This window comes from Rhizobium sp. S152, assembly GCF_030380735.1.
Classification (GTDB): Bacteria; Pseudomonadota; Alphaproteobacteria; order Rhizobiales; family Rhizobiaceae; genus Rhizobium.
In genome coordinates this window covers 116,881-138,666 of sequence record NZ_JAUDRZ010000003.1, presented here as the reverse complement: position 1 = coordinate 138,666, position 21,786 = coordinate 116,881, and the positions used below count along the sequence as shown (strand labels likewise).

At 60.5% G+C, this 21,786-nt stretch carries 19 protein-coding genes; 14 read left to right on the top strand and 5 right to left on the bottom strand.

Translation table 11 applies throughout. The features are described from left to right. Window positions 1-19: 19 nt before the first annotated feature. Window positions 20-814, top strand: a complete 795-nt coding sequence (locus tag QTL95_RS05290) for an SDR family NAD(P)-dependent oxidoreductase (protein ID WP_289718926.1) — start codon at window positions 20-22, stop codon at window positions 812-814. A gap of 101 nt (window positions 815-915) precedes the next feature. Continuing rightward, entirely contained in the window at window positions 916-3,012 is a 2,097-nt protein-coding gene (gene glgX / locus QTL95_RS05285) for a glycogen debranching protein GlgX (RefSeq protein ID WP_289718925.1), read from the top strand. Window positions 3,013-3,025: 13 nt separating this feature from the next. Here glgX and QTL95_RS05280 read toward each other — a convergent pair whose 3' ends face one another. Then, window positions 3,026-3,454, bottom strand: a complete 429-nt coding sequence (locus QTL95_RS05280) for a lipocalin-like domain-containing protein (protein WP_289718924.1) — start codon at window positions 3,452-3,454, stop codon at window positions 3,026-3,028. Window positions 3,455-3,836: 382 nt separating this feature from the next. On the opposite strand from QTL95_RS05280, the gene QTL95_RS05275 reads away from it, so the two are divergent. Beyond that, entirely contained in the window at window positions 3,837-4,667 is an 831-nt protein-coding gene (locus tag QTL95_RS05275; RefSeq protein ID WP_289718923.1) for an MBL fold metallo-hydrolase, read from the top strand. Here the strand turns inward: QTL95_RS05275 and QTL95_RS05270 are convergent. Together QTL95_RS05270 and QTL95_RS05265 are read right to left on the bottom strand one after the other, a co-directional pair. Next, window positions 4,664-5,410, bottom strand: a complete 747-nt coding sequence (locus QTL95_RS05270; RefSeq protein ID WP_289718922.1) for a polysaccharide deacetylase family protein — start codon at window positions 5,408-5,410, stop codon at window positions 4,664-4,666. The two genes, QTL95_RS05275 and QTL95_RS05270, sit on opposite strands and share 4 nt — an antisense overlap. Further along, entirely contained in the window at window positions 5,407-6,495 is a 1,089-nt protein-coding gene (locus QTL95_RS05265; RefSeq protein WP_289718921.1) for a glycosyltransferase family 4 protein, read from the bottom strand. Before QTL95_RS05265 ends, QTL95_RS05270 begins: the two co-directional genes overlap by 4 nt. A 193-nt stretch (window positions 6,496-6,688) precedes the next feature. Here QTL95_RS05265 and QTL95_RS05260 point away from each other — a divergent pair, with 193 nt between their 5' ends. Both QTL95_RS05260 and QTL95_RS05255 read left to right on the top strand, forming a co-directional pair. Further along, a complete protein-coding gene (locus tag QTL95_RS05260; RefSeq protein ID WP_289718920.1) occupies window positions 6,689-8,407 on the top strand; it encodes an adenylate/guanylate cyclase domain-containing protein in 1,719 nt (572 codons plus the stop codon). Next, a complete protein-coding gene (locus QTL95_RS05255) occupies window positions 8,407-9,285 on the top strand; it encodes an FkbM family methyltransferase (RefSeq protein ID WP_289718919.1) in 879 nt (292 codons plus the stop codon). Before QTL95_RS05260 ends, QTL95_RS05255 begins: the two co-directional genes overlap by 1 nt. Here QTL95_RS05255 and QTL95_RS05250 read toward each other — a convergent pair whose 3' ends face one another. Next, the gene (locus QTL95_RS05250) at window positions 9,286-9,765 is read right to left on the bottom strand and encodes a class I SAM-dependent methyltransferase (protein WP_289718918.1); all 480 of its coding nucleotides are present in this window, start codon (window positions 9,763-9,765) and stop codon (window positions 9,286-9,288) included. It lies immediately after the preceding gene. A 196-nt stretch (window positions 9,766-9,961) separates the two neighbouring features. On the opposite strand from QTL95_RS05250, the gene QTL95_RS05245 reads away from it, so the two are divergent. Beyond that, window positions 9,962-11,140, top strand: a complete 1,179-nt coding sequence (locus QTL95_RS05245; RefSeq protein WP_289718917.1) for a DUF3095 domain-containing protein — start codon at window positions 9,962-9,964, stop codon at window positions 11,138-11,140. Window positions 11,141-11,465: 325 nt separating this feature from the next. Here the strand turns inward: QTL95_RS05245 and QTL95_RS05240 are convergent, their stop codons facing one another. Next, the gene (locus QTL95_RS05240) at window positions 11,466-11,933 is read right to left on the bottom strand and encodes an Lrp/AsnC family transcriptional regulator (RefSeq protein WP_289718916.1); all 468 of its coding nucleotides are present in this window, start codon (window positions 11,931-11,933) and stop codon (window positions 11,466-11,468) included. Between the two features lie 120 nt (window positions 11,934-12,053). Between QTL95_RS05240 and QTL95_RS05235 the strand changes: the two genes are divergently transcribed. From QTL95_RS05235 to ehuB, 8 genes are all read left to right on the top strand, one after another. Further along, window positions 12,054-13,532 carry an NAD-dependent succinate-semialdehyde dehydrogenase gene (locus tag QTL95_RS05235; protein ID WP_289718915.1) on the top strand — a complete coding sequence of 493 codons (1,479 nt, stop codon included), beginning with the start codon at window positions 12,054-12,056 and terminating at the stop codon, window positions 13,530-13,532. Window positions 13,533-13,545: 13 nt separating this feature from the next. Further along, window positions 13,546-14,949, top strand: coding sequence for an aspartate aminotransferase family protein (locus QTL95_RS05230; RefSeq protein ID WP_289718914.1), 1,404 nt, complete (start codon window positions 13,546-13,548; stop codon window positions 14,947-14,949). Window positions 14,950-15,120: 171 nt separating this feature from the next. Further along, complete coding sequence (gene ehuR / locus QTL95_RS05225; protein WP_289718913.1) at window positions 15,121-16,569, top strand: MocR-like ectoine utilization transcription factor EhuR; 1,449 nt, start codon at window positions 15,121-15,123, stop codon at window positions 16,567-16,569. A gap of 68 nt (window positions 16,570-16,637) precedes the next feature. Continuing rightward, on the top strand, window positions 16,638-17,657 hold the full coding sequence (gene eutB, locus QTL95_RS05220) for a hydroxyectoine utilization dehydratase EutB (protein ID WP_289718912.1): 1,020 nt from the start codon (window positions 16,638-16,640) through the stop codon (window positions 17,655-17,657). After that, window positions 17,654-18,667 (top strand): ectoine utilization protein EutC, encoded by a 1,014-nt coding sequence (gene eutC, locus QTL95_RS05215; RefSeq protein WP_289718911.1) that lies wholly within the window; start codon window positions 17,654-17,656, stop codon window positions 18,665-18,667. The genes eutB and eutC overlap by 4 nt, the downstream gene beginning before the upstream one ends. Next, entirely contained in the window at window positions 18,664-19,842 is a 1,179-nt protein-coding gene (doeA, locus tag QTL95_RS05210) for an ectoine hydrolase DoeA (protein ID WP_289718910.1), read from the top strand. Before eutC ends, doeA begins: the two co-directional genes overlap by 4 nt. Window positions 19,843-19,845: 3 nt before the next feature. Further along, window positions 19,846-20,859, top strand: a complete 1,014-nt coding sequence (gene doeB / locus QTL95_RS05205; RefSeq protein WP_289718909.1) for a N(2)-acetyl-L-2,4-diaminobutanoate deacetylase DoeB — start codon at window positions 19,846-19,848, stop codon at window positions 20,857-20,859. A 61-nt stretch (window positions 20,860-20,920) separates the two neighbouring features. Then, window positions 20,921-21,772, top strand: a complete 852-nt coding sequence (gene ehuB / locus QTL95_RS05200; RefSeq protein WP_289718908.1) for an ectoine/hydroxyectoine ABC transporter substrate-binding protein EhuB — start codon at window positions 20,921-20,923, stop codon at window positions 21,770-21,772. Window positions 21,773-21,786: the final 14 nt, after the last annotated feature.

The window sequence follows — 21,786 nt, the reverse complement described above, 5'->3', positions numbered from 1 at the left end:
CTGGGAGGCAACAACCGCAATGGCAAATCTTGAACAATCGCTTTCATCCATCAAAATCCCCGATCTCGCCGGCAAGGCAGTGCTGATCACCGGCGCTTCGACCGGGATAGGCGCCGGACTTGCGCGCGCCTTCGCGGCACAAGATGTCAAGGTCGGCATTCACTACAATGCGAGCCGCGAGCCGGCCGAGAAGCTGGCGGACGACATCAGGACGGCAGGCGGAACGGTTCATCTGGTGCACGGCGATGTCTCGCGCGAAGGTGAAACGGAACGCGTCGTCGAGGAAACGGCACGAACCTTTGGCCATCTCGATGGCCTCATAAACAATGCCGGTGGCATGCTGGGGCGGAAGCCCACGTCCGAATATACCGACGCACACTACATGAAGGTGATGGACCTCAATGCGCGCTCGGTGCTGGCAGCGACCCGCGCCGCCCTTCCCTGGCTGAAGAAGCAGGGCGGCTTCATCATCAATACGACCTCGATCGCGGCGCGCAATGGCGGCGGCAACGGCGCAGTACTCTACGCGGCATCCAAGGGATTCGTCTCCACGATCACGCGCGGCCACGCCAAGGAGTTCGTGCCCGACCGAATCCGCGTGAACGCTGTCGCGCCGGGGGTGATCGGCACGCCGTTCCACGAGCGATATACGAACGACGAGCAGATGGAGCTGCAGCGTAAGTCGATCCCGATGGGCTTCGTCGGCACGGCCGAGGACTGCGTCGGCGCCTATCTCTTCCTCGCCTCGCCCACATTGTCCGGCTATGTCACGGGGCAGATCATCGAGGTCAACGGCGGACAGTTGATGCCTTAACCGGCCGGTTCGGCGAAAAGCCATCATCGCATGACGGCGGCGGAACTTTCGCACTGCAGCAGCGTTCCCCGCACGGCCAATCCCATCAAACGAGGGCGACGATGAGCTTTTCTTTCTCTGAACTCGATTTCATGAAACCGGAGCTCGGGGCCGAGTATACCGGCCAAGGCACTCACTTCGCCGTTTTTTCCGCGCATGCGGAACAGATCGAGCTTTGCCTTTTCTCGCCTGATGGTAAGGACGAAGTGGCGCGCATGCCGCTGCCGAAGCGTGAGGGTGACATCTGGTCCGGCTATATTGCCGGTGTGAAGCCCGGCACAGTGTACGGTTACCGGGCGCACGGCCCTTATGACCCAAAGGCCGGCCACCGTTTCAATCCCAACAAGCTTCTGCTGGATCCCTATGCCAAGCAGGTTCTCGGCGACATCAAGTGGAACGACGCACTCTATGGCTACACGATCGGCCACGAGGCGGAGGATCTTTCCTTCGACGAGCGGGACAGCGCGCCATTTATGATCAAGGGGATCGTGCAGGATCCGGATTTCGATTGGGACGGCGATCAGGCAATCAGGCGCCCTTGGACGGACACGATCATCTACGAAGCACACCTGCGCGGGATGACGATGACCTTTCCCGGCATCCCCGACGAATTGCGCGGCACTTTCCTCGGCATGTGCAGCGATCCGATCATCGATCATCTTACAAAACTCGGCGTCTCGGCGGTCGAGCTCTTACCCATCCAGTATTTTCCGAACGATCGCTATCTCGAGGAAAAATCGCTGACGAACTACTGGGGATATCAGACGCTCGGCTTTTTCGCGCCGCAGCCGCGCTATCTCTCGAGCTCCAGGATCACCGAGATCAAGACCATGGTCAGGAAATTCCATGCTGCCGGCATCGAGGTGATCATGGACGTGGTCTACAACCACACAGCCGAAGGCGGCGAGCGCGGACCAACGCTTTCCTTCCGCGGTCTCGACAACGCGAGCTACTATATCCTGTCGCCAGACGATCCGCGCCATACCTTCGATACTACCGGCACCGGCAACACGCTGAACGTCGCGCATCCCATGGTGATGCGCATGGTGCTGGACAGCCTGCGCTATTGGGTGAGCACGATGCATATCGACGGCTTCCGTTTCGATCTCGCCAGCACGCTCGGCCGCCAGGATCTGGAATTCGACCGCCAGGGCATTTTCTTCAGCGCCATCCGTCAGGATCCGATCCTTGCCGGCGTCAAGCTGATCGCGGAGCCATGGGACGTCGGACAGGGCGGTTATCAGGTTGGCGGCTTCCCGCATCCTTTCCGCGAATGGAACGACAAGTTCCGCGACGACGTCAGGCGTTTCTGGAAGGGCGATGGCGGGGTGGTCTCAGATATCGCTGCCCGCCTGACCGGCTCCTCGCTGCAGTTCAACCATTCGGACCGGGCCGCGACGTCGTCGGTGAACCTTCTTTCCGCGCATGACGGCTTTACGCTGATGGATACGGTCTCCTTCAACGACAAGCACAATGAGGCGAACGGCGAAGAGAACAGGGACGGCCACTCGGACAACCACTCCGACAACATGGGCGCGGAGGGCGCAACGGAAGACGAGGGCATAATCCAAGCACGAGCCCGCCGCCGCCGTAACATGATGGCCACGCTGCTGCTGAGCCAGGGCGTGCCGATGATTGTCGCCGGCGACGAGGTTGGCAACAGCCAGGACGGAAACAACAATGCCTATTGCCAGGACAACGAGATCGGTTGGGTCGACTGGTCCGGACTGGATGACCCTTTCCTGACATTCTGTCAGAAGATGGTCGCCCTGAGAAAGGCGCATCCCGAACTGCGGCAAGAAAGGTTCCTCACCGGCGAAGCCGGCGAGGATGGCAGGGTCGACAGCGCCTGGTTAAAGCCGGACGGTCAGCCAATGGACGAGGCTGCTTGGAACGATCAGGAACTGCGGGTCGTCGGCGTCTATATCGAGCAAGCGACAAACACAGCAGGCACGGACGCGACGCCGGGCGTCTACATGCTTCTGAATGCCGGCGGCGATTGCGACGTTACGCTTCCTGAAGCGAATGGCATCAACGGATGGAAGCGTATTTTGGATACGGGCTACGATACGCCCTTCAAGCCGTTCTCGCCCGATGATGGCGCGCTGACGCTCTATCGCGAGAGCGTCATGGTTTTCGCGCCCGTAGAAAAAAGCTAGTCGTGACCGGCTCTCATACCTTCCGGAACTCGAGCTCGTAGACGACCTCCTCCCCGCTTGCGGGGTCGGTTCCGGGAGCACCCGTGATCATCAGCCTATCGCCGTCTATAGAAAACGGCCGGATCAGGTCGCTGACGCCCCAGGCCGGATTCCAGCTGGCATCAACGTGATGAACGACACGTCCGTTCTCGAACGAGTAGGTGCCGGCATAGGCCAACATTGAGTCGAAAAGCGCTATTTTTTCGCTGTCTGTCGGAATATCGCCTTTCAAAGCAGGCCTGTTTCGACTGACGACGACGGCCATGACACGACCATCGGGTTGGTAGGAAAGGAAGCCGACCGGATCAGGTCCCATCGCATCGCTGATCGCGCCCGACGCCACCGCCTTGCGCTTCCACGATATCATCCGCCAAGTACCGTGTAATGCCGCCGCACTTCCCATGAAAGGCTCCCGCGCGCAGTTGCGCGAGTAAGATAACACGGCACCATGGATTCCGACAGGCATATCGCCGACGCGGCTCGCCGGTCGCCTCCGTCTTATACTTTTGGCGAACTGGCATCATCATTGCATCCATACAACCGAAACACCATATTCTAGTCCGAGATGGAGGTTTTCGCGCCGCGTTCGCACCCGTTTGCCGGATTTTGAGCATAATCTGTTGCTTTCTGAAGCAGAAACAGATTGCTTAGGAAAATATACCAATTCTCCTGATAGTGGTGGAGACGGTACCAAGGAAACGGGACGTCCGGAAAATCCAAGCTTCGCTTCCGGATCAAAGTATGATTACGTTGCCAAAGCTAGGTCGGCGCATTTTGAAGACGCAATGAGTAAAGATCTGTTTCAGGTAAAGTTTTGGGGCGTTCGCGGCAGCATTCCGGTTTCCGGCCCCGAGTTCGATCGCTACGGCGGCAATACCTCGTGCATCGAAATCCGCTGCGGCGAACACCGAATGATCTTCGACGCCGGCTCGGGCGTACGCGAGGCCGGCTTGTCCATGCTCAACGACCAGATCACGGATGTCGACCTGTTCTTCAGCCACTGCCACTATGATCACATCATCGGCCTGCCCTTCTTCAAGGCTATCTACTACCCGACGATCGACCTCAGGATCTGGTCCGGCCATCTCGACGGCAAGATGACGACCCGCGAGATGATTGAGCAGTTCATCAGCCCGCCCTGGTTCCCCGTAAAGACCGACATCTGTCAGGCGACGATGAGCTTCCGGGACTTCCATCCCGGCCAGGAACTGGAGCCGCGCCCGGGCATCAAGATCAAGACCTTCATGCTCAACCATCCGGGCGGCGCCATTGGCTACCGCATCGAATGGAAGGGGCGCTCGATAGCGCTTGTCTACGACATCGAGCATATTCCGGGACAGCACGATCCCGTCGCCCTGGAGATGATGAAGGACGTGGATCTCGCCGTCTACGACTGCACCTACAACGAAGACGAGATGCAGCGGTTCAAGGGTTTCGGGCACTCGACCTGGGAGCACGGCGTTGAACTGGCGAAGATGGCGGGCAGCAAGCAGTTCGCCCTTTTCCATCACGCGCCGTCCCGCACGGACAACCAGCTTGAGCAGATGGAAAAGCAAGCGCAAGCCGCATTCCCGCGCTCCTTCGCCGCCCGGGACAATCAGGTCATCGAACTCTAGTTCGTAAGATCTCGCGCCGACAGCCAAGCGATACCGGGCGTTCTGGTCTCTTCAAACAGCCGCGCCATGAAATCCCATTCGGACGCTCCATGAACGAGATGGTGGGTGAGAATGCCGACCGGCTCGTCATCGCGTGTGAACCGTGCCTGCAACTCCCTGACCAGTTCCGCAACCAGATCCTGATGCGGCCGGTTTCCGCGCTGGACACGCGTGTTGACGACATCGACATGGGTGTTCAAAAGCCGGATGCCGCTGTCCGCTTTCGCCACTCCAAATGTCGACAGCGTTGTGAACCCCAAGCCCTGAAGCTGTGAAATGAGATCGGCGCCAATCCGGTTCCACGGGGGCACCAGCATTGGCAGCAGCGTTTGCGGAAAGAGCTGGCGTAGCGCGGCAATGCCATCGCGTAATTCGCCCAGCACGATTTCTGCGGAACGGTGGCCGCCCAGTTCCTGCTTCTTTTCGTTCGGCGGCGCATGATTCTGATGCGACCAGCCATGGACCGCCACCAGCGCGTGTTGCTCGGTTCCAAGGCGGTAGGCGAGAGCTTCGCCAGCAAAGGCCGGGACGACCGCAATCGTCAGCGGGATGGCTGGCGCTCGCGTCACACCGAGGAGTCGTTCGAGTGCATCCGTCGGCTCGATCGCATCGTCGTCGCGCAGCCAGAGACGCGCCGTGCGTCCAGCCACCTGCCACCGGTCGATTTCCTGGCGAAGCGGCGCCCAGATCTGATCATCGTTCATACGTTCATGTCCAAATAGGTCGATAGAATTTCGTCCAGCCTCGCCGCGGCAATGTCGAGTGAGCGCTCTTCCAGCACGAACCGACGCGCGTTCTTTCCCATATCGGATCGCAACGGCTGGTTCGCCAACAAGGTGCCAATCGCCGCGGCATATGCCTCGATATCGCCATCCGGCGTCAGATAGCCTGTCACGCCATCTTCCACCACCTCCGGCACACCGGCCGTGTGCTGAGCCACGACAGGCAGGCCCGTCGCCTGCGCTTCGAGATAGGCAAGCCCATAAGCCTCGCCGCAACCTGGCCAGACATACATGCCGGCATTCGCCAGGGCCTGTGCGATCTCGGCCGAACCGCACTCGCCCAGCCATGTGATCTTCCCCGGTTCGAAATCGTCGAACAGGCGCTCGACATCCTGCCGCATCGGCCCGTCACCGACTATGGTGAGCGTCCAGGGTCGCTCCCGGATCAGCCGTAGCGCACCCGCAAGCATCGCGTAACTGTCCATCTTGTCGCCGCGCCGCATCATCGCAACGGTGATCAACCGTCCCGGATCACTTTCCTGCGGCACGTGTTGGAACTCAGCGGTTTCGATAAAGGGCTTAAGCGACGCGAAACGGCCATCCGGAATGGCCTGCTGCAACCCCACCCTGTCGCGTTCGGTTAGGGCGATATTGACAGTCGCCTGCCTGACTGCATCCGCGATCAGCGCCTGATGTGGCGCCCACGCGCCCGCGTCCCGCTTCGCGGAATAGGATGCTTCGGCGGTGACGTAGGGAAGCCTGAACTCCCGGCATAGCGCGGGACCGAACAGATCGGGCGACTTGTAATAAGGATGATAGCAGAAAAAGAGCTGCGGCGTTGGCCCTGTGTTCCAGGCCGCGCGGAGCCGCACGTGCTCCGCTTGCGACTCCAGCTGACGTTTCTGCGCTTCATCCGGCGTCGCCGCGAAACTCCTGAAATCCGAGACGACCGTGACGTCGTGCCCGGCGCGCTCCAGCGCGCGCATCAACAACCGGCCCATCAGCCGGTCGCCTGATGGGACCGTGTGGTTCGGCGACTTCAGAGGCGCGTAGAAGGCTATGCGCATGGCCGGGCCGCCATCGAAACACACTGTCTACGAACAAGGGCTCTGCGCGCCACCGAAAACTCCACTATATCCGATCCCAATGATTTGCAGATAAGACACATAAAATGTGATTACGACGGGACTGGTCGGCAATTCCGCCTTCATCCGGTCATGTCTAGTGTATTTGTCTGCTGATGTTCAAGAATGGGTATGAATGGCGTCGATCGCTGCCACGGCATTTTTCTCGGAGCGCTCGATCAGACGGGCAAGGCTGGGTGCGGGCCTTGTCATGTTCGTGTTCATCACGCTTCACCTGTCGAACCATGCACTGGGGCTGATTTCCGTTTCCGCGGCCGACGAAGGCCGACGACTGTTTCTCGCTATCTGGCGCAACCCGCTGGGGACGCTGCTTCTCTACACGTCCGTGTTCGTCCATATCGCGCTCGTACTGCGGTCGATCTACCTCCGGCGCAGCCTTGTCATGCCGAAGGCCGAATTGGCGCAAACCATTCTCGGCCTCGCCATTCCGCTGCTGTTGATCGACCATGTGATCGGTACGCGCGTAGCGCATGCGCTGTTCGATTACAGGGACGACTACGAGACCATCGTCAGGACGCTCTGGATTACCGCCCCGGGCAACGGCTTGCGGCAAGCCATGGCGCTGGTCGTGGTTTGGGTCCACGGCTGCATCGGCCTGCATTTCTGGCTGCGCTATCGCCCCTGGTACGAGAGAATTGCCGCTCCTTTTCTGGCGGTCGCCATTCTTTTGCCTGTGCTCGGTCTGCTCGGCTTCATCGAGATGGGCCGCACCATTGCAGAACCCGCCTATGAGGGCTTTGTCGACACGGGGCGCTACAGCGCCAATATCAACGCGCGATATGCCTCGGATCCCGGGGCACAGCAGACGATCCGGCTGATCCGTGCCTGTCTCTACGGCTCCTTCTCGGCCGCGCTGCTGCTCGTTATCGCCGCGCGCGGGCGACGCCGCTGGAAGGAAAGGGTCGACCAGATCACCGTCAGCTACCAAGGCGGGGACGCGATCCGCGTGCCGCGCGGTTTCACCGTGCTGGAGGCGAGCCGCGTGGGCGGCATACCCCACTATTCGGTCTGTGGCGGCAAGGGCCAGTGTTCCACCTGCCGGGTGCAGATTTTAAGCGCCTATCATGACCTGCCGCCCCCCGACAAAATGGAGCAGACAACGTTGAGACGCATCAACGCGGCGGCCGACGTGCGTCTTGCCTGCCAGCTTCGTCCCACCCACGACATCACTGTCGTGCCGCTGCTTGTTCCGGCAACGGAGACCGCCCTGCCCGCGAACGTGCAGGAGACCAGCCCTGGCCGGGAGCGGGACATTACCGTGCTGTTCTGCGATATCCGCAGCTTCACCGCGCTGACCGAAACGCGCCTGCCCTTCGACATCGTCTTCCTCCTCAATCGTTATTTCGCACTGGTCGGCAACGCAGTCGAAAAGGCGGGCGGTCGTGTCGATAAGTTCATCGGGGATGGGGCGATGGCGCTTTTCGGCATCGGCACCTCGCAGGAGGACGGTTGCAGGCAGGCACTGTCGGCAGCCGCCGCGATCGTCCGAGACCTAGAAAAGCTAAGCCGGGAGCTGTCCGACGAACTCTCCGCTCCCCTTCGCATTGCGATCGGCATCCACACGGGGCCAGCCGTCGTCGGCACCCTCGGCTACGGACGGGTCCGAAGCCTGACGGCGATCGGCGATACGGTGAACGTCGCAAGCCGGCTGGAAAGCACAGCCAAGGAATTCGAGGCTGCGATCGTCATCTCCGAGCCGGTGGCGATGCTCTCGGGCGCCGATACCACTATTGCCGAAAGCCGTGAAATCAACGTGCGGGGGCGTGTTCTGCCCTTGAAAGTATTCATGATTCCGTCAGAAAGGGCGGACGAACTGCTCAAAGGAAAAGATTGATGGCCGCGCGCAGCTGGCTGACCGCGAAATTCTGGAAGAAACGCTTCCGCAAGGTCCGCAACGCGGTGGCTGCCCGGGCCTTCGACACGCGGACCGGCCGCCGCCTGTTGATCGAGAATATCGGCCCGCGCGTGCTCTCCATGACCGTCGATGCCGGCGACCACCGGATGACGTTCTCGCCGTCGGACTACATCGGCAGGAAGGTGTTCCGCAAAGGACACTTCGAGCGCGATCATGTCGACCGCCTTCTGAGGGTACTTCGACAGCTTGGTCTTACCGATCCCGGCAGCTATCTGCTTGAGATCGGCGGCAATATCGGCACGCAGACGATCTATTTCGCACTCAGCGGCGCCTATCAGCGGATTGTCACCATCGAGCCGGACCCGCGCAATTTCCCGCTGCTGCAGACGAATATCCACCAGAACAGGCTCGAGCACATCGTAACCGCCGTCAACTGCGCTGCCGGCGACAGCGAAAGCCAGATAGATTTCTTCATGAATGCCAACAACCACGGCAAGAGCAGCGCAATCCGTCAAAGTACAAACGATGTGAAGATCAGCGTGCCGGCAAGGCCGGTGACGCATATCCTGTCGGACCTTGCGATCGACCCCGACAAGATCGGCCTGGTGTGGATGGATATCGAGGGATACGAACCGGTTGCCTGCCGCTCGATGATATCGCTGCTGGAGCGGCGGGTGCCGCTCTACATGGAGTTCACGCCGCTGTTCTACGGCCCCGAGCAGACGCGCGACTTCATCGCCACGCTGGCCCGCTACTACGAGAATTGCCGGGTTTTCGTCGAGGAGGAGGAACAGGAGATGAAGGTGACCGACCTGCCCGGCGGCATCGACCAGTACGACGTGCTGTTCCTGCCCTGATCAACGCCTGCGGTAGAGGAAGTAGCGGCCTTCCTTGATGCCCGGCGGCAGCGGCAGCGGCTCCAGTTCCGGCCGATCCAGCGGCAGGCCGCTGACGGCGATGCCACCCTTGGCCAACACACCGACCATCAACTGCGGCAGCCAAGTCAACGTGATCGCGTCAATCTCATCGTGGCCGGTGCCGATATCGGCGTGCGCAAGCGCCGCACCGATGCCGACAAAGGCCTGGCCGGATTCCCTGATATCGCCGGTCACCATGTTCTCGGCCGGCGGAGTCGAGGCGGAATAGGAGCGCACCTCGCGATCGAAGGCGACGATGCGGCGATCGGCGAAGAGTTCGCGCAGATGGTCATAGGTGCGGCCGTTACCGAGGCCGAACTCCATGACCGGGCCTTCCGTCTGCCTGACCATGTCGGCGATCGCGTTGAGGGTGTCTCGTTGCGCCGTCAAACGACGAATGAAGCTGTCCAGGCGGCTCATCTATGTCCTTGCTCACTCAATGATTTTTGCACCCGTTGCTAGCACGGGAATGCTTGCGAAGTCGATTGCCCGCCGTGCAGAATGGCCTTGCGACCAGGACATGGGCCGAAGGCTACCTGACACCGGCGGCGTGAATATGAAATCGCGGGCCGGGTTGACCGTTGCGGAGCCGACGAAGCCTGCTTAGTCTCGTGCCATGACAACAGATGCAAACGACGACTTCTTCTCCACGCTCCCTGCCTTCGACGATTTCGACGGCGTGACCGACGTCACCAATTACCACGCTCTTCCTGATGGCTGGTTCCTGGCGATCGCCGATATCGTCGGCTCGACCAAGGCGATCCAGGCCGGTCGCTACAAGGACGTCAACATGGCGGGGGCGGCCGTCATATCGGCCGTGCTCAACGCTGTCGGCGCCGGAGACTATCCTTTCGCCTTTGGCGGCGATGGCGCCATGATCGCGCTGCCCGCGAGCTTTGAAGCACAGGCACAGCGCGCGCTGGCGGCGCTGGCGACCTGGACACGGGAAGATCTGGACCTCACCATGCGGGTGGCGCTCGTGCCGGTCGGCGATGTCAGGGCGGCCGGCCAGGACGTCAGGATCGCCCGCTATTCGGCGAGCCCGAATGTCTCCTACGCCATGTTCTCGGGCGGCGGCGTGGCTTGGGCCGAGCAGCGCATGAAGGCCGGCGAATATGCCGTTCTTGCGGCTCCATCAGGGACCCGGCCCGACCTGACCGGGCTTTCCTGCCGGTGGAGCCCGATCCACAGCGTGCATGGCGAGATCGTTTCGATCATTGCGCTGCCGATCGCCGATCGCGCCACGCCGGAGTTCCGAAAGCTTGTCTCCCAAGTCGTGGCGATCGCCTCCGAAACCGGGCGCGGCGGTCATCCGGTGCCGGAAGACGGACCCGATCTGGCATTTTCGCTCGCCGGCATCGAACGCGAGGTCCGTGCCACATCGGACCATCGCGGCCGGCTTTATGCCAGACTGTCGATCTTCCTTCAGCTCGGCCTGACGATCGCCCTGCACAAGCTCGGTTTCCGTCTCGGCCGATTCGATGCGCGCCGGTACAAGGCGGATGTCGCCGCAAACAGCGATTTCAGGAAATTCGACGACGGCCTGCGCATGACGATCGACATCGATGCGGCGCGATTGGCCCGGATCCAGGCCTTGCTCGAGGATGCGCAGGCCAAAGGCCACGCGCGGTTCGGTCTTCACAGCCAGTCTTCGGCACTGATGACCTGTTTCGTTCCGACCCCGCTCTCCCGCGACCATATGCACTTCATCGATGGTGCAGACGGAGGCTATGCCATGGCGGCGGCCAAGATCACCGGCAAGCTCGAAAGCGCCGCCGAGGCAGGCGGCGTGTAAGAACGGACCGACCTCCGGCATCTCTATCGTCCGCGGCCTCCGGCTTGCGTCGGATGCCTGGCACCGCGTGAGCTGGATAAGACAGCCGCGCGTTTCAAAAGTAGACATTTCGATTGATCAATCTCAAAACGTCGCCGCACCGCTGCCCCATGGGCCGTGGTGAAAGTTCTTTGCCGTCGAGGCGGATGAAGCCGTGGGCGCCGAAGAACATAGGGTCGCCGCGATGAGAATGCAGACATTCCGCGGACGCTTTTCTGAAGAGGATGCCTTGCCGCGAGAGAGCCACTCTCGTCTAGTTCTTAGGCGAGAGATCTCCCGAACATAATTAATCGTCTATTGGAAACGTGAAGCCGGCTTTGACACGGTCCATTACGACCATCGTCTTGAAGCCCTTGATATCGTGATTTTCGTAGAAGAACCGACGCGTAAAGGCCTCGTAATCTTCCATGTCCTTTGCGGTAATCACCAGGATGAAATCAGCATCACCCGTGACGTAGTAGCCGATCATCACTTCCTTCGTGGCGCGGATCGCTGCCTTGAACCGATCGACGATATCGGCTCGTTCGCGTTCCAGCGAGACCAGCACGATCATGGTGATGCCGCGTCCGGCGGCCTTTGGCGATACGATGGACACGTCGGCTTCGATCACCCCCTCCTCGCGCAGCCGTTTTAATCGTCGTTGGCATGCGGTCGGCGACAGGTTGACGAGCTGCGCCAGTTCTTCCGAAGTCAGCCGATTGTTTTTCTGAACGGCATCGAGCAGCGCCCTGTCCGCTCTATCGAGAGTGCTCATGCATTCATCCTGCTTCTAACAAGACATTAAAGCTGAATTTCTGCATTGAACTCTAAAATAACGCAGAAAATCAATCATTGCATCAAGCTAGCGTGTCTGTAAATCCGTTAGGAGCTTCGCATGCAAGGTACCGCTACCGCTGCACTGAAAAAACTGCAGCGACCCGATTTGATCGAACGTCGCGCCTTTTTGGATGACACATGGGTTGCTCGTAGTGAGACTTTGAGCGTGATCGACCCGGCGACTGGAGAAGGCCTCGTCGAGGTGGCAAACTGCTCCCTTGAAGATGCCGATGCCGCCGTCGATGCGGCGAAGACCGCCTTTTCCTCTTGGCGTGACAAGCTGCCTGCCGAGCGCAGTCAGATCCTGCGCGAATGGGGCAGGTTGATGCGCGATAACGCGCGGGATCTGGCCGTCATTATGACGGCGGAACAGGGCAAGCCGCTCCCGGAATCGCTCGGGGAGATTGCCTACGCCGCCAATTTTCTCGATTGGTTTGCCGGCGAAGGCGAGCGCGCCTATGGCGAGACGATCCCAAGCCATCTGCCCGGCGCCCGCCTCTCGGTGCAGATGCAGCCTTTGGGCGTCACCGTCGCTATAACGCCATGGAACTTTCCTTCTGCCATGATCACCCGCAAGGCGGCGGCTGCGCTTGCCGCCGGCTGTACCATGATCGTAAAACCCGCCCCTGAAACGCCGCTCTCGGCGCTCGCTCTGGCGAAGCTTGCGCAGGAGGCGGGCATGCCTGCCGGCGTATTTCAGGTTCTCACCGGTAAAGCTGCGCCACTTGCGCGCCGCCTGCTGGAGCATACGGATGTACGCGCATTCTCCTTTACCGGCTCGACGGAGGTCGGCCGCATTCTGCTGACGCAATCGGCGGCGACCATCAAGAAGGCCTCGCTGGAACTCGGCGGGCATGCACCTTTCATCCTGTTCGATGATGCCGAGCTTGGGAAAGCCGTGAAAGGCTGCATCGGCGCAAAGTTCGCGACTTCGGGGCAGGATTGCCTTGCCGCCAACCGAATCTATGTCCAGCGCGGCCTTTACGAACGCTTTGTCGATCAGTTCGCCAAGGCAAGTGCCAAACTCAACGTCGGCCACGGCCTCGCGCCTGGCGTCGATATCGGACCGATGACACGCTCGTCCGTCGCCGAAAAATGTCGGCAGCAGATTGCCCAGGCTGTTTCCGCCGGTGCGCGTCTTGTTTGCGGCGGACAAGATAGCCCGCTCGGCGGCAACTTCGTTACCCCGACCGTGCTGGCCGACGTCACCGATGACATGCTGATCGCGCGTGAGGAAACCTTCGGACCGGTCGCGGCGATCCTGCCATTCGATGACGAGCAGGAGGTGATTGCGCGTGCCAATGCCACAGAAATGGGATTGGCCGCCTATGTCTACACCAACGATCTCGGCCGTGCGATGCGTCTTACAGACCGGCTTGAATACGGCATGATCGCAGTCAACACGCCAAAATTCACAGGCGCACCGATCCCCTTCGGAGGCTGGAAGCAATCCGGTCTCGGCCGCGAGGGTTCGCGCCACGGCCTCCTTGAATATCTCGAAGCAAAATATGTCTGCTTCGGCAATCTCGCTGCATGAAAGGACTTCTGCCATGACCATAGATATCAACCGGATCGCGGAAATGGACCGCAATGCGGTCCTGCATCCCTTCACCCAGCTCAAGGACTTCGCCAGCGGAAAGATGGGCGATCCGACGATTGTCGAAACCGGCAAGGGCATCCGCATTCAGGACGCCCATGGCAAACAGTTGATCGACGGTTTTGCTGGGCTTTACTGCGTCAATGTCGGCTATGGCCGCACCGAGGTGGCCGAGGCCATTTCGCGTCAGGCCTATCGCCTCGCCTACTATCACTCCTACGCGGCGCACACGACGGACGAACTGGCCATCCTTTCCGATCGCCTTGTGAAGATGGCGCCCGGCAAGATGAGCAAGGTGTTTTACGGGATGTCCGGGTCGGACGCCAATGAAACACAGGCCAAGATGGTCTGGTACTACAACAACCTTCGCGGCAAGCCGAACAAGAAGAAAATCATTTCGCGAGAACGCGGTTATCACGGCTGCAGTGTCGTTTCCGGCTCGATGACCGGCATGAGCTTTTACCATGATCATATGGATCTGCCCCGCGCCGGCATCCTGCATACCGGGGCGCCGCACCATTACTGGGGCGCGGAAGCCGGCGAGACGGAGCAGGAATTCTCGAAACGCCGCGCCGACGAACTGGAAGCGCTGATCCTGCGCGAAGACCCGGACACGATCGGGGCGTTCATCGCCGAGCCGGTACTTGGCACCGGTGGCATCACGCCCCCGCCGCAGGGCTATTGGGAAGAAGTGCAGAAAGTCCTCCGAAAATACGACATCCTGCTTATCGCCGACGAGGTCATTACCGGCTTCGGGCGCACCGGTTCGATGTTCGGATCGCAGCATTATGGTATCGAGCCCGACCTGATCACCGTCGCCAAGGGCCTGACTTCTGCCTATTTCCCACTCTCCGGCGCGATTGTCGGTGAGAAAGTCTACAAGGTTATGGAGGAGGGAGCCGACCGCGTCGGCGCGTTCTCGCATGGCTATACCTATTCTGGTCATCCGATCGGCGCAGCTGCGGCGAACGCGGTTCTCGATATCGTCGAGAGCGAAAATCTGCCGGGCAATGCGCGCGAGGTGGGTGCCTACTTCCAGGAAAGACTGAAGGCAACGTTTGCGCAGCTTCCTATCGTTGGCGAAGTTCGCGGCGTCGGTCTGATGGGCGCCATCGAGTTTGTCGCGGATCGCGAGAAAAAGACGCGTTTTGCGCCGGACCTTGCGATCGGCGGACGTGTATCGAAAGCGGCACGAAATCGTGGTCTCATTGCCCGCGCGATGCCGCATGGCGACATTCTCGGCTTCGCGCCGCCGCTGGTCACGACCAAGGAGGAGGTTGACGAGATCATCGCGATCGCCGAATCCGCCGTTCGCTCCGTTATGGACGAACTGGTCAAGGAAGGCCAAAAAATCTAGCACAGGCACGGCTTCCGGGCGAACTCGGTTCGCCCGGACAACGTCGAGCCCCAAATCGCGGTGAGGCGATTATTTTTGAAGCATTTGTGGGGCAAGATGCATGGCGCTTCATCTTTGATAAGAAGCGTGCATAATGTCATGAAATAATACTCCTTAAAACGAGACAATTTCATGCGACGCCAAGCCAATCCTGCAAACCTAGATCCAATCATGGCGACAAAGCCGGTGGCGTGGCGGCCGATCCTCGCCAAGCAAAAGGGTGAGACCAGGCATGCGGCGCTCACCGAGCGCATTATCGCCGATATCGATTTAGGCGTGCTCAAGCCGATGGACCGCATGCCGACACATCGCGACCTGGCGCGCGAACTCGGCCTTTCCGTTCAGACCGTGAGCCTCTCCTACAAGGAGGCAGAGCGGCTCGGTTTTCTGAGCGGCGAGATCGGCCGCGGCACATTTGTCAAGGCGAGGGTCACAGATCGCGCTGGCCGGATGATGCTCGACCACAGCTCCAACGAAGTGCTCGATCTTTCCATCATTCGCGGCGTCTATCTCGACGCGCATGAAGATGCCTCGCGTGAAATCCTCCGTGAGATGGCCGAAGGAAGTGTGGCCGACTTCATGCGTCCGTGCCGTCCGGTCGCGGGCCTCGACCGCCATCGCGAGACGGCGCGCAGTTGGCTACGCCCGCTCGGCGTGACGGCCGGCGCGGAGCGCATTCTCGTTACCAACGGCGCGGCCCATGGTATTTTTCTGGCACTGACCTGCATCATCCGCTCCGGCGACGTGGTTTTGACCGAAAACCTTACGGATCACGGCATTATCGGGCTTTCCAACATACTCGGCTTCAGCTTGAAAGGATTGCCCACGGATGAGCAGGGCATTCTGCCTGATGCGCTGGAAGCCGCCTGTGCCGCCGGTGGTGTCCGTGCGCTGGCGCTCATTCCGACGCTCAACAATCCGACCGGTCATGTCATGGGCACAGAGCGGCGGGAGGAAATCGCCGCGATAGCGGCGCGCTACGCGCTTTTTGTCATCGAAGACGAAGTCTATCGCCCGATGATAGAAGAAGCCCTGCCATCGATCACAGAGATGATTCCGGATCTCGGCTTCTTCATCACGAGCTTCACCAAGACCGTGTTGACCGGCTTGCGCGTTGGCTATCTGGTCGTTCCTCCAGCCTATTCCATTCGCGCCGCCTCAATCCTGCGCGTCTCAAGCTGGAGTGGCACCTACCTCACTGCGGAAATCGCGACACGCTGGGTCGAGAACGGCACCGCGCTCCGGTTGCTCGCGATCCAGCGTGACGAAGCCCGCGCGCGCCAGGGCATCGCGACGGAGATCCTCGGCGGTCATATTGCTTCCAGTCATCCGCTCTCGCTCTGCGCCTGGCTTAAGGTTCCATCGCACTGGGCAGAAGACGGCCTGGTTCGGTCTCTTACGAACCAGAATGTCGCCGTTACGCCATCCGAACCCTTTATCGCCGGCGCGGGCCATGGCGGGGGCATTCGCATCTGTCTTGGCGGGCGAATGAGCCACGAAAGCCTGACCAAGGCTCTGACCACGGTCCGCCAGGCCTTCGAACAACTGCCGCCCGTGTATGACATCGGCTCGATTGGTTAGAGGCGTTTCGCGACAATCATTGAATCATTACAATATAATAATTGACATGATTTTACTTCGCTCTCAACATGACAATCATGAAGAGCGAAATCCTGTCCAGATCGACTGAAAAAACGACGCTGCCAGTTGTCCTCGACGACGTCGAGCAGGCTGCGGCCCGCATTGTCGGCCACGTGGCACGCACGCCGCTCGTTCGCTCCCACGCCCTGTCCGAGCTCACTGGTCAGCCCGTTTATCTCAAGCTGGAAACACGTCAGCCTATCGGCGCCTTCAAGTTGCGTGGTGCAATGAACGCCATCCTGTCGCTGGACGACGCCACACGCAAACGCGGTCTCGTCACTGCCTCCACTGGCAATCACGGCCGTGCCGTTGCCTATGCCGCCCGCGAACTTGGCTTGTCGGCGACGATCTGCATGTCTTCGCTTGTACCTGCCAACAAAATCGAAGCGATCCGCGCCCTCGGTGCGGAAATCATAATCGTCGGAGCCTCGCAGGACAATGCCCAAGAGGAAGTCGAACGTCTGGTTCACAGCAGGGGTCTCACCCGGATCCCGCCTTTCGACCATGTCGATATCGTTGCCGGCCAGGGCACGATCGGCCTCGAAATCGCTGAGGAACTGCACGATCTTGCCGCCGTGCTCATCCCTCTGTCCGGCGGCGGCCTGGCGGGCGGGATTGCCCTTGCCATCAAAGCATTGAAGCCGGGGGCACGTATTATCGGCATCTCGATGGAGCGCGGGGCCGCCATGCATGCTGCAATTGCCGCCGGCAGACCTGTCCCTGTGCAAGAGGAGGAAACACTGGCGGATTCGCTCGGCGGCGGCATCGGCCTCAAGAACCGCGTCACGTTCGCGCTCTGCAGCGATCTACTGGATGGAATCGTTCTGCTTACAGAAGGCGAGATCGCAGCCGGCATTCGCCATGCTGCGCGTGAAGAGGGTGAAATCGTCGAGGGCGCGGGTGCGGTTGGCATCGCCGCTATTCTGGCCGGGAAAGTCCGCGTTTCCGGACCGACCGCCATCATCGTATCCGGTGGGAACATCGATCCCGAGATCCACAGCGATATCGTCGGGGGAGCCGCCGCATGAGCCGCATCAGCATCCTGACCGAAACGGACCTGCGCGCCATCGTAAAGCTCGACGCATCAGCCGTCGACTGCATCGAGAAGGCCTTTGCGGCGCTTGCCACCAAGGCCGTTGCCATGCCGCCGATCCTGCGGCTAGACATTCCCGAATTCCGTGGCGAAGTGGACGTCAAGACCGCCTATGTTCCGGGTTTCGACGGTTTCGCTATCAAGGTCAGCCCCGGCTTCTTCGACAACCCAAAGCTCGGCCTGCCGAGCCTAAACGGGTTGATGATCCTCTTCAGCGCGAAAACCGGATTGGTCGAAGCGCTTCTTCTCGACAACGGCTATCTTACCGATGTGCGCACGGCTGCAGCCGGCGCGGTTGCTGCGCGGCATTTGTCACGTGAAGAGGCCGCCGCTGCCACGATCTTCGGCGCCGGCATGCAGGCGCAGTTGCAATTTGCGGCGCTGATGCTGGTACGCCCGATCCAGTCGGGCCGCATATGGTCGCGCGATTACGTTAAGGCGCAGAAGCTTGCTCGCGACCTTACCCGTGAACACGGGATCGAAGTCACCGCTGTGGCCTATCCGCGCCAAGCCGTGCGCGGTGCCGACATCGTGGTCACCACGACACCGGCCGAGAAGCCGATCCTGATGGCGGAATGGCTGGAACCTGGCCAACACCTGACCGCGATGGGCTCTGATGCCGAACACAAGAACGAGATCGACCCGGCCGTATTCTCCCGTGCGATCTACGTCGCCGACCGTATCACGCAGACCCGCATCCTCGGTGAACTGCACCATGCCATCACGGCGGGGGTAGCAAAGCCTGACCAGCAATTCGCGGAGCTCGGGGCCATCATCGCCGGTCAGGCGAAAGGGCGCTCAAGCGCAGAGGAAATAACCTTTGCCGACCTCACCGGCACCGGTGTGCAGGACACTGCCATCGCCAATCTGGCCGTCACCCGCGCAAGAGATGCGGGAAGCGGGCAGACAATCGAAAACGACAGGAAAATGGGAGATGCCGCGTGAGCGTAACGCTGAACTTTACGCGCGAGGAATATGCCGAGCGCCTTTCCAAGACCCGGCAGGCGATGGAAAAGGCCGGTATCGACCTTCTTATCGTCACCGATCCGTCCAACATGCACTGGCTCACCGGCTATGACGGCTGGTCCTTCTATGTGCATCAATGCGTGCTGGTACCGCCGAGCGGCGAGCCGATCTGGTACGGCCGCAAGCAGGACGCCAATGGCGCCAAGCGTACCGCCTATCTAGACCACGACAACATCATCGGTTACCCGGACCACTACGTCCAGTCGACCGAGCGCCACCCGATGGACCTGCTGTCTGAGATCATCGACGAGCGCAAATGGTCTAGCCTTACGGTCGGCGTGGAGATGGACAATTACTATTTCTCGGCCGCTGCTTTCGCTTCGCTTCAAAAGCATCTGCCGAATGCCCGCTTCAAGGATGCGGCCGGCATCGTCAATTGGCAGCGTGCCGTCAAGAGTCCGACCGAACTCGACTATATGCGCAGGGCCGGCAAAATCGTTGAATTGATGCACAAGCGTATCGTCGACGTTATCGAGCCCGGCATGCGCAAATGCGATCTGGTTGCGGAGATTTACGATGCCGGCATTCGCGGCACGTCGGAATTCGGCGGCGACTACCCTGCTATCGTGCCGCTGCTCCCGTCAGGCGCAGACGCCTCCGCACCTCACCTGACCTGGGACGATAAGCCAATGCGTCTGGGCGAAGGCACGTTCTTCGAGATTGCCGGTGCCTACAAACGCTATCACTGCCCGCTATCGCGCACCGTTTTTCTCGGCAAACCGACACAGGCTTTTCTCGATGCGGAAAAGGCGACGCTCGAAGGCATGGAAGCAGGCCTTTCCGCCGCAAGGCCGGGCAATACCTGCGAAGACATCGCCAATGCATTCTTTGCGGTCCTGAAGAAGTATGGGATCATCAAGGACAATCGGACCGGTTATCCAATCGGCCTTTCCTATCCGCCGGATTGGGGCGAGCGCACCATGAGCCTGCGCCCGGGCGACCGGACCGAGCTCAAGCCCGGCATGACTTTCCATTTCATGACAGGGCTCTGGCTTGAAGACATGGGGCTCGAGATCACCGAGAGTATCGCAATCACGGATACCGGCGTCGAATGCCTGTCGAACGTCCCCCGTCAGCTATTCGTGAAGGGCTGAGACATGCTGGCCAACGCCCTTCGCCCCTCCCCCATAGCCGCTTCCGTCGACTTCGACGGCAAGGGTGTGCAGCACGGCCATCTGCGCCTTCCCTATAGCCGCGATGACAGTGCCTGGGGCTCGGTGATGATCCCCATCTGCGTCATCGCCAACGGAGAAGGACCAACCGCCCTTCTCACCGGTGCCAATCATGGTGACGAGTATGAGGGACCGGCCGCGCTCTTTGAACTGGCTGAGACGCTCGACCCTGCAGAGGTAAGTGGACGTATCATCGTCATTCCTGCGCTCAACTACCCCGCGTTTCGCGCCGGCACGCGTACCTCGCCGATCGATCGCGGCAACCTGAACCGCAGCTTTCCGGGGCGACCGGATGGTACGGTTACGGAAAAGATCGCCGACTATGTCACGCGCCACCTGATACCGTTGGCCGACATCGTGCTCGACTTCCATTCGGGCGGCAAGACGCTCGACTTCCTGCCCTATGCAGCGGCGCACGAACTGCCTGATAAACATCAAGAGGCGCGTTGCTTCGAAGCCGTGGCGGCCTTCGCGGCGCCCTACTCGATGAAGATGCTGGAAATCGACGCTGTCGGCATGCTCGACACGACCGTCGAAGAAATGGGCAAGGTCTTCGTCACGACCGAACTCGGCGGGGCCGGCACTGCCAGCGCCAAAACGATTGAGATCGCGCGCAAGGGCAGCCTCAACCTTCTACGCCATGCCGGAATCCTGAAGGGTTCGCCTGACGTTCAGCCGACCCGCTGGCTGGACATGCCATCGAGCGACTGCTTCACTTTTGCCGAGGACGACGGGCTTATTGCCTTCGCCCGCGATCTGGGCGAGCCGGTTAAGACGGGCGAGACAATCGCCCGGGTGTACCCCGTCGGCAAGACCGGCCTTGCCGCCATCGAATACCGAGCAACCATGAATGGCGTGCTTGCGGCGCGCCACGTGCCCGGCCTCATCAAGGCCGGCGACTGCCTTTCCGTCATCGCGACGATTACGGAGAAGACCTGACCATATCAACGCCGTGAGATTCGAAAACGGACCACGAAAACCCAACCAGAGGAGTATTCACATGCGCATCAGCAAAATCGCCGGGCTTTCCGCCCTCGCCCTTGCCGTCGGCATCACGTCTGCCAACGCGCTTACCGTCGATGAGGTCAAGGAGCAGGGATATATTCGCGCCGCGACAGCCAACGAAGTGCCCTATTCCTACATGCAACCCGACGGCACCTCCGCCGGCATCGGCCCGGACGTGGCCAATGCCGTTCTGAAGTCCATGGGCATCGAGGAAGTCAACTGGACGGTAACGCCATTCGGCACGCTTATTCCGGGCCTCAAAGCCCGCCGCTTCGACTTCGCGGCTGCCGAACAGAACATTTCGCCAGAACGTTGCAAGCAGGTTGCCTTTACCGAACCGAACTCGTCTTATGGCGAAGGACTTCTGGTCAAGAAGGGCAACCCCAAGGGTCTGAAAACCTATGCCGACATCGCCAAGGACCCGTCGCTCACAGTGGCCGTGGTTTCGGGTGCAAACAATGTCGACTTTCTGCGCGCCGTCGGTGTCAAGGATGAGCAGATCGTCTTCATCCCGGCCAATGCCGATGCGATCCCGACCGTGCAGAGCCGCACCGACGCCTATGCCGCAACCGAGCTGACCGTCTCCGAACTCGCCAAGGGGCAGGCACAGGTCGAACAGGTCGCGCCGTTCGAGGATCCGATCGTCAAGGGCGCGCCCGTGCGCAACTATGGCGGCTTCGCCTTCCGTCCGGAGGACAAGGAACTGCGAGACGCTTTCAATGCCGCTCTCGTCGAATTCCGCAAAACGGGCGACTACAAGAAGATCCTGACCAAATACGGCCTGTCCGAACAGAGCATTGCTGCGGCTGCCGAAAAGAACGTCGCAGATCTCTGCGCCGGCAAGTAACGATAGAAGGCGCT

What these genes read in the sequence shown, in the direction of transcription:
- QTL95_RS05255 (WP_289718919.1), top strand. Translation starts at nt 8,407, where the DNA reads ATGGCCGCGCGCAGCTGGCTGACCGCGAAATTCTGGAAGAAACGCTTC.
- QTL95_RS05275 (WP_289718923.1), top strand. Translation starts at nt 3,837, where the DNA reads ATGAGTAAAGATCTGTTTCAGGTAAAGTTTTGGGGCGTTCGCGGCAGC.
- QTL95_RS05245 (WP_289718917.1), top strand. Translation starts at nt 9,962, where the DNA reads ATGACAACAGATGCAAACGACGACTTCTTCTCCACGCTCCCTGCCTTC.
- ehuB (WP_289718908.1), top strand. Translation starts at nt 20,921, where the DNA reads ATGCGCATCAGCAAAATCGCCGGGCTTTCCGCCCTCGCCCTTGCCGTC.
- QTL95_RS05235 (WP_289718915.1), top strand. Translation starts at nt 12,054, where the DNA reads ATGCAAGGTACCGCTACCGCTGCACTGAAAAAACTGCAGCGACCCGAT.
- eutC (WP_289718911.1), top strand. Translation starts at nt 17,654, where the DNA reads ATGAGCCGCATCAGCATCCTGACCGAAACGGACCTGCGCGCCATCGTA.
- QTL95_RS05260 (WP_289718920.1), top strand. Translation starts at nt 6,689, where the DNA reads ATGGCGTCGATCGCTGCCACGGCATTTTTCTCGGAGCGCTCGATCAGA.
- QTL95_RS05290 (WP_289718926.1), top strand. Translation starts at nt 20, where the DNA reads ATGGCAAATCTTGAACAATCGCTTTCATCCATCAAAATCCCCGATCTC.
- QTL95_RS05280 (WP_289718924.1), bottom strand. Translation starts at nt 3,454, where the DNA reads ATGGGAAGTGCGGCGGCATTACACGGTACTTGGCGGATGATATCGTGG.
- doeB (WP_289718909.1), top strand. Translation starts at nt 19,846, where the DNA reads ATGCTGGCCAACGCCCTTCGCCCCTCCCCCATAGCCGCTTCCGTCGAC.
- QTL95_RS05230 (WP_289718914.1), top strand. Translation starts at nt 13,546, where the DNA reads ATGACCATAGATATCAACCGGATCGCGGAAATGGACCGCAATGCGGTC.
- ehuR (WP_289718913.1), top strand. Translation starts at nt 15,121, where the DNA reads ATGCGACGCCAAGCCAATCCTGCAAACCTAGATCCAATCATGGCGACA.
- eutB (WP_289718912.1), top strand. Translation starts at nt 16,638, where the DNA reads ATGACAATCATGAAGAGCGAAATCCTGTCCAGATCGACTGAAAAAACG.
- QTL95_RS05250 (WP_289718918.1), bottom strand. Translation starts at nt 9,765, where the DNA reads ATGAGCCGCCTGGACAGCTTCATTCGTCGTTTGACGGCGCAACGAGAC.
- glgX (WP_289718925.1), top strand. Translation starts at nt 916, where the DNA reads ATGAGCTTTTCTTTCTCTGAACTCGATTTCATGAAACCGGAGCTCGGG.
- QTL95_RS05270 (WP_289718922.1), bottom strand. Translation starts at nt 5,410, where the DNA reads ATGAACGATGATCAGATCTGGGCGCCGCTTCGCCAGGAAATCGACCGG.
- QTL95_RS05240 (WP_289718916.1), bottom strand. Translation starts at nt 11,933, where the DNA reads ATGAGCACTCTCGATAGAGCGGACAGGGCGCTGCTCGATGCCGTTCAG.
- QTL95_RS05265 (WP_289718921.1), bottom strand. Translation starts at nt 6,495, where the DNA reads ATGCGCATAGCCTTCTACGCGCCTCTGAAGTCGCCGAACCACACGGTC.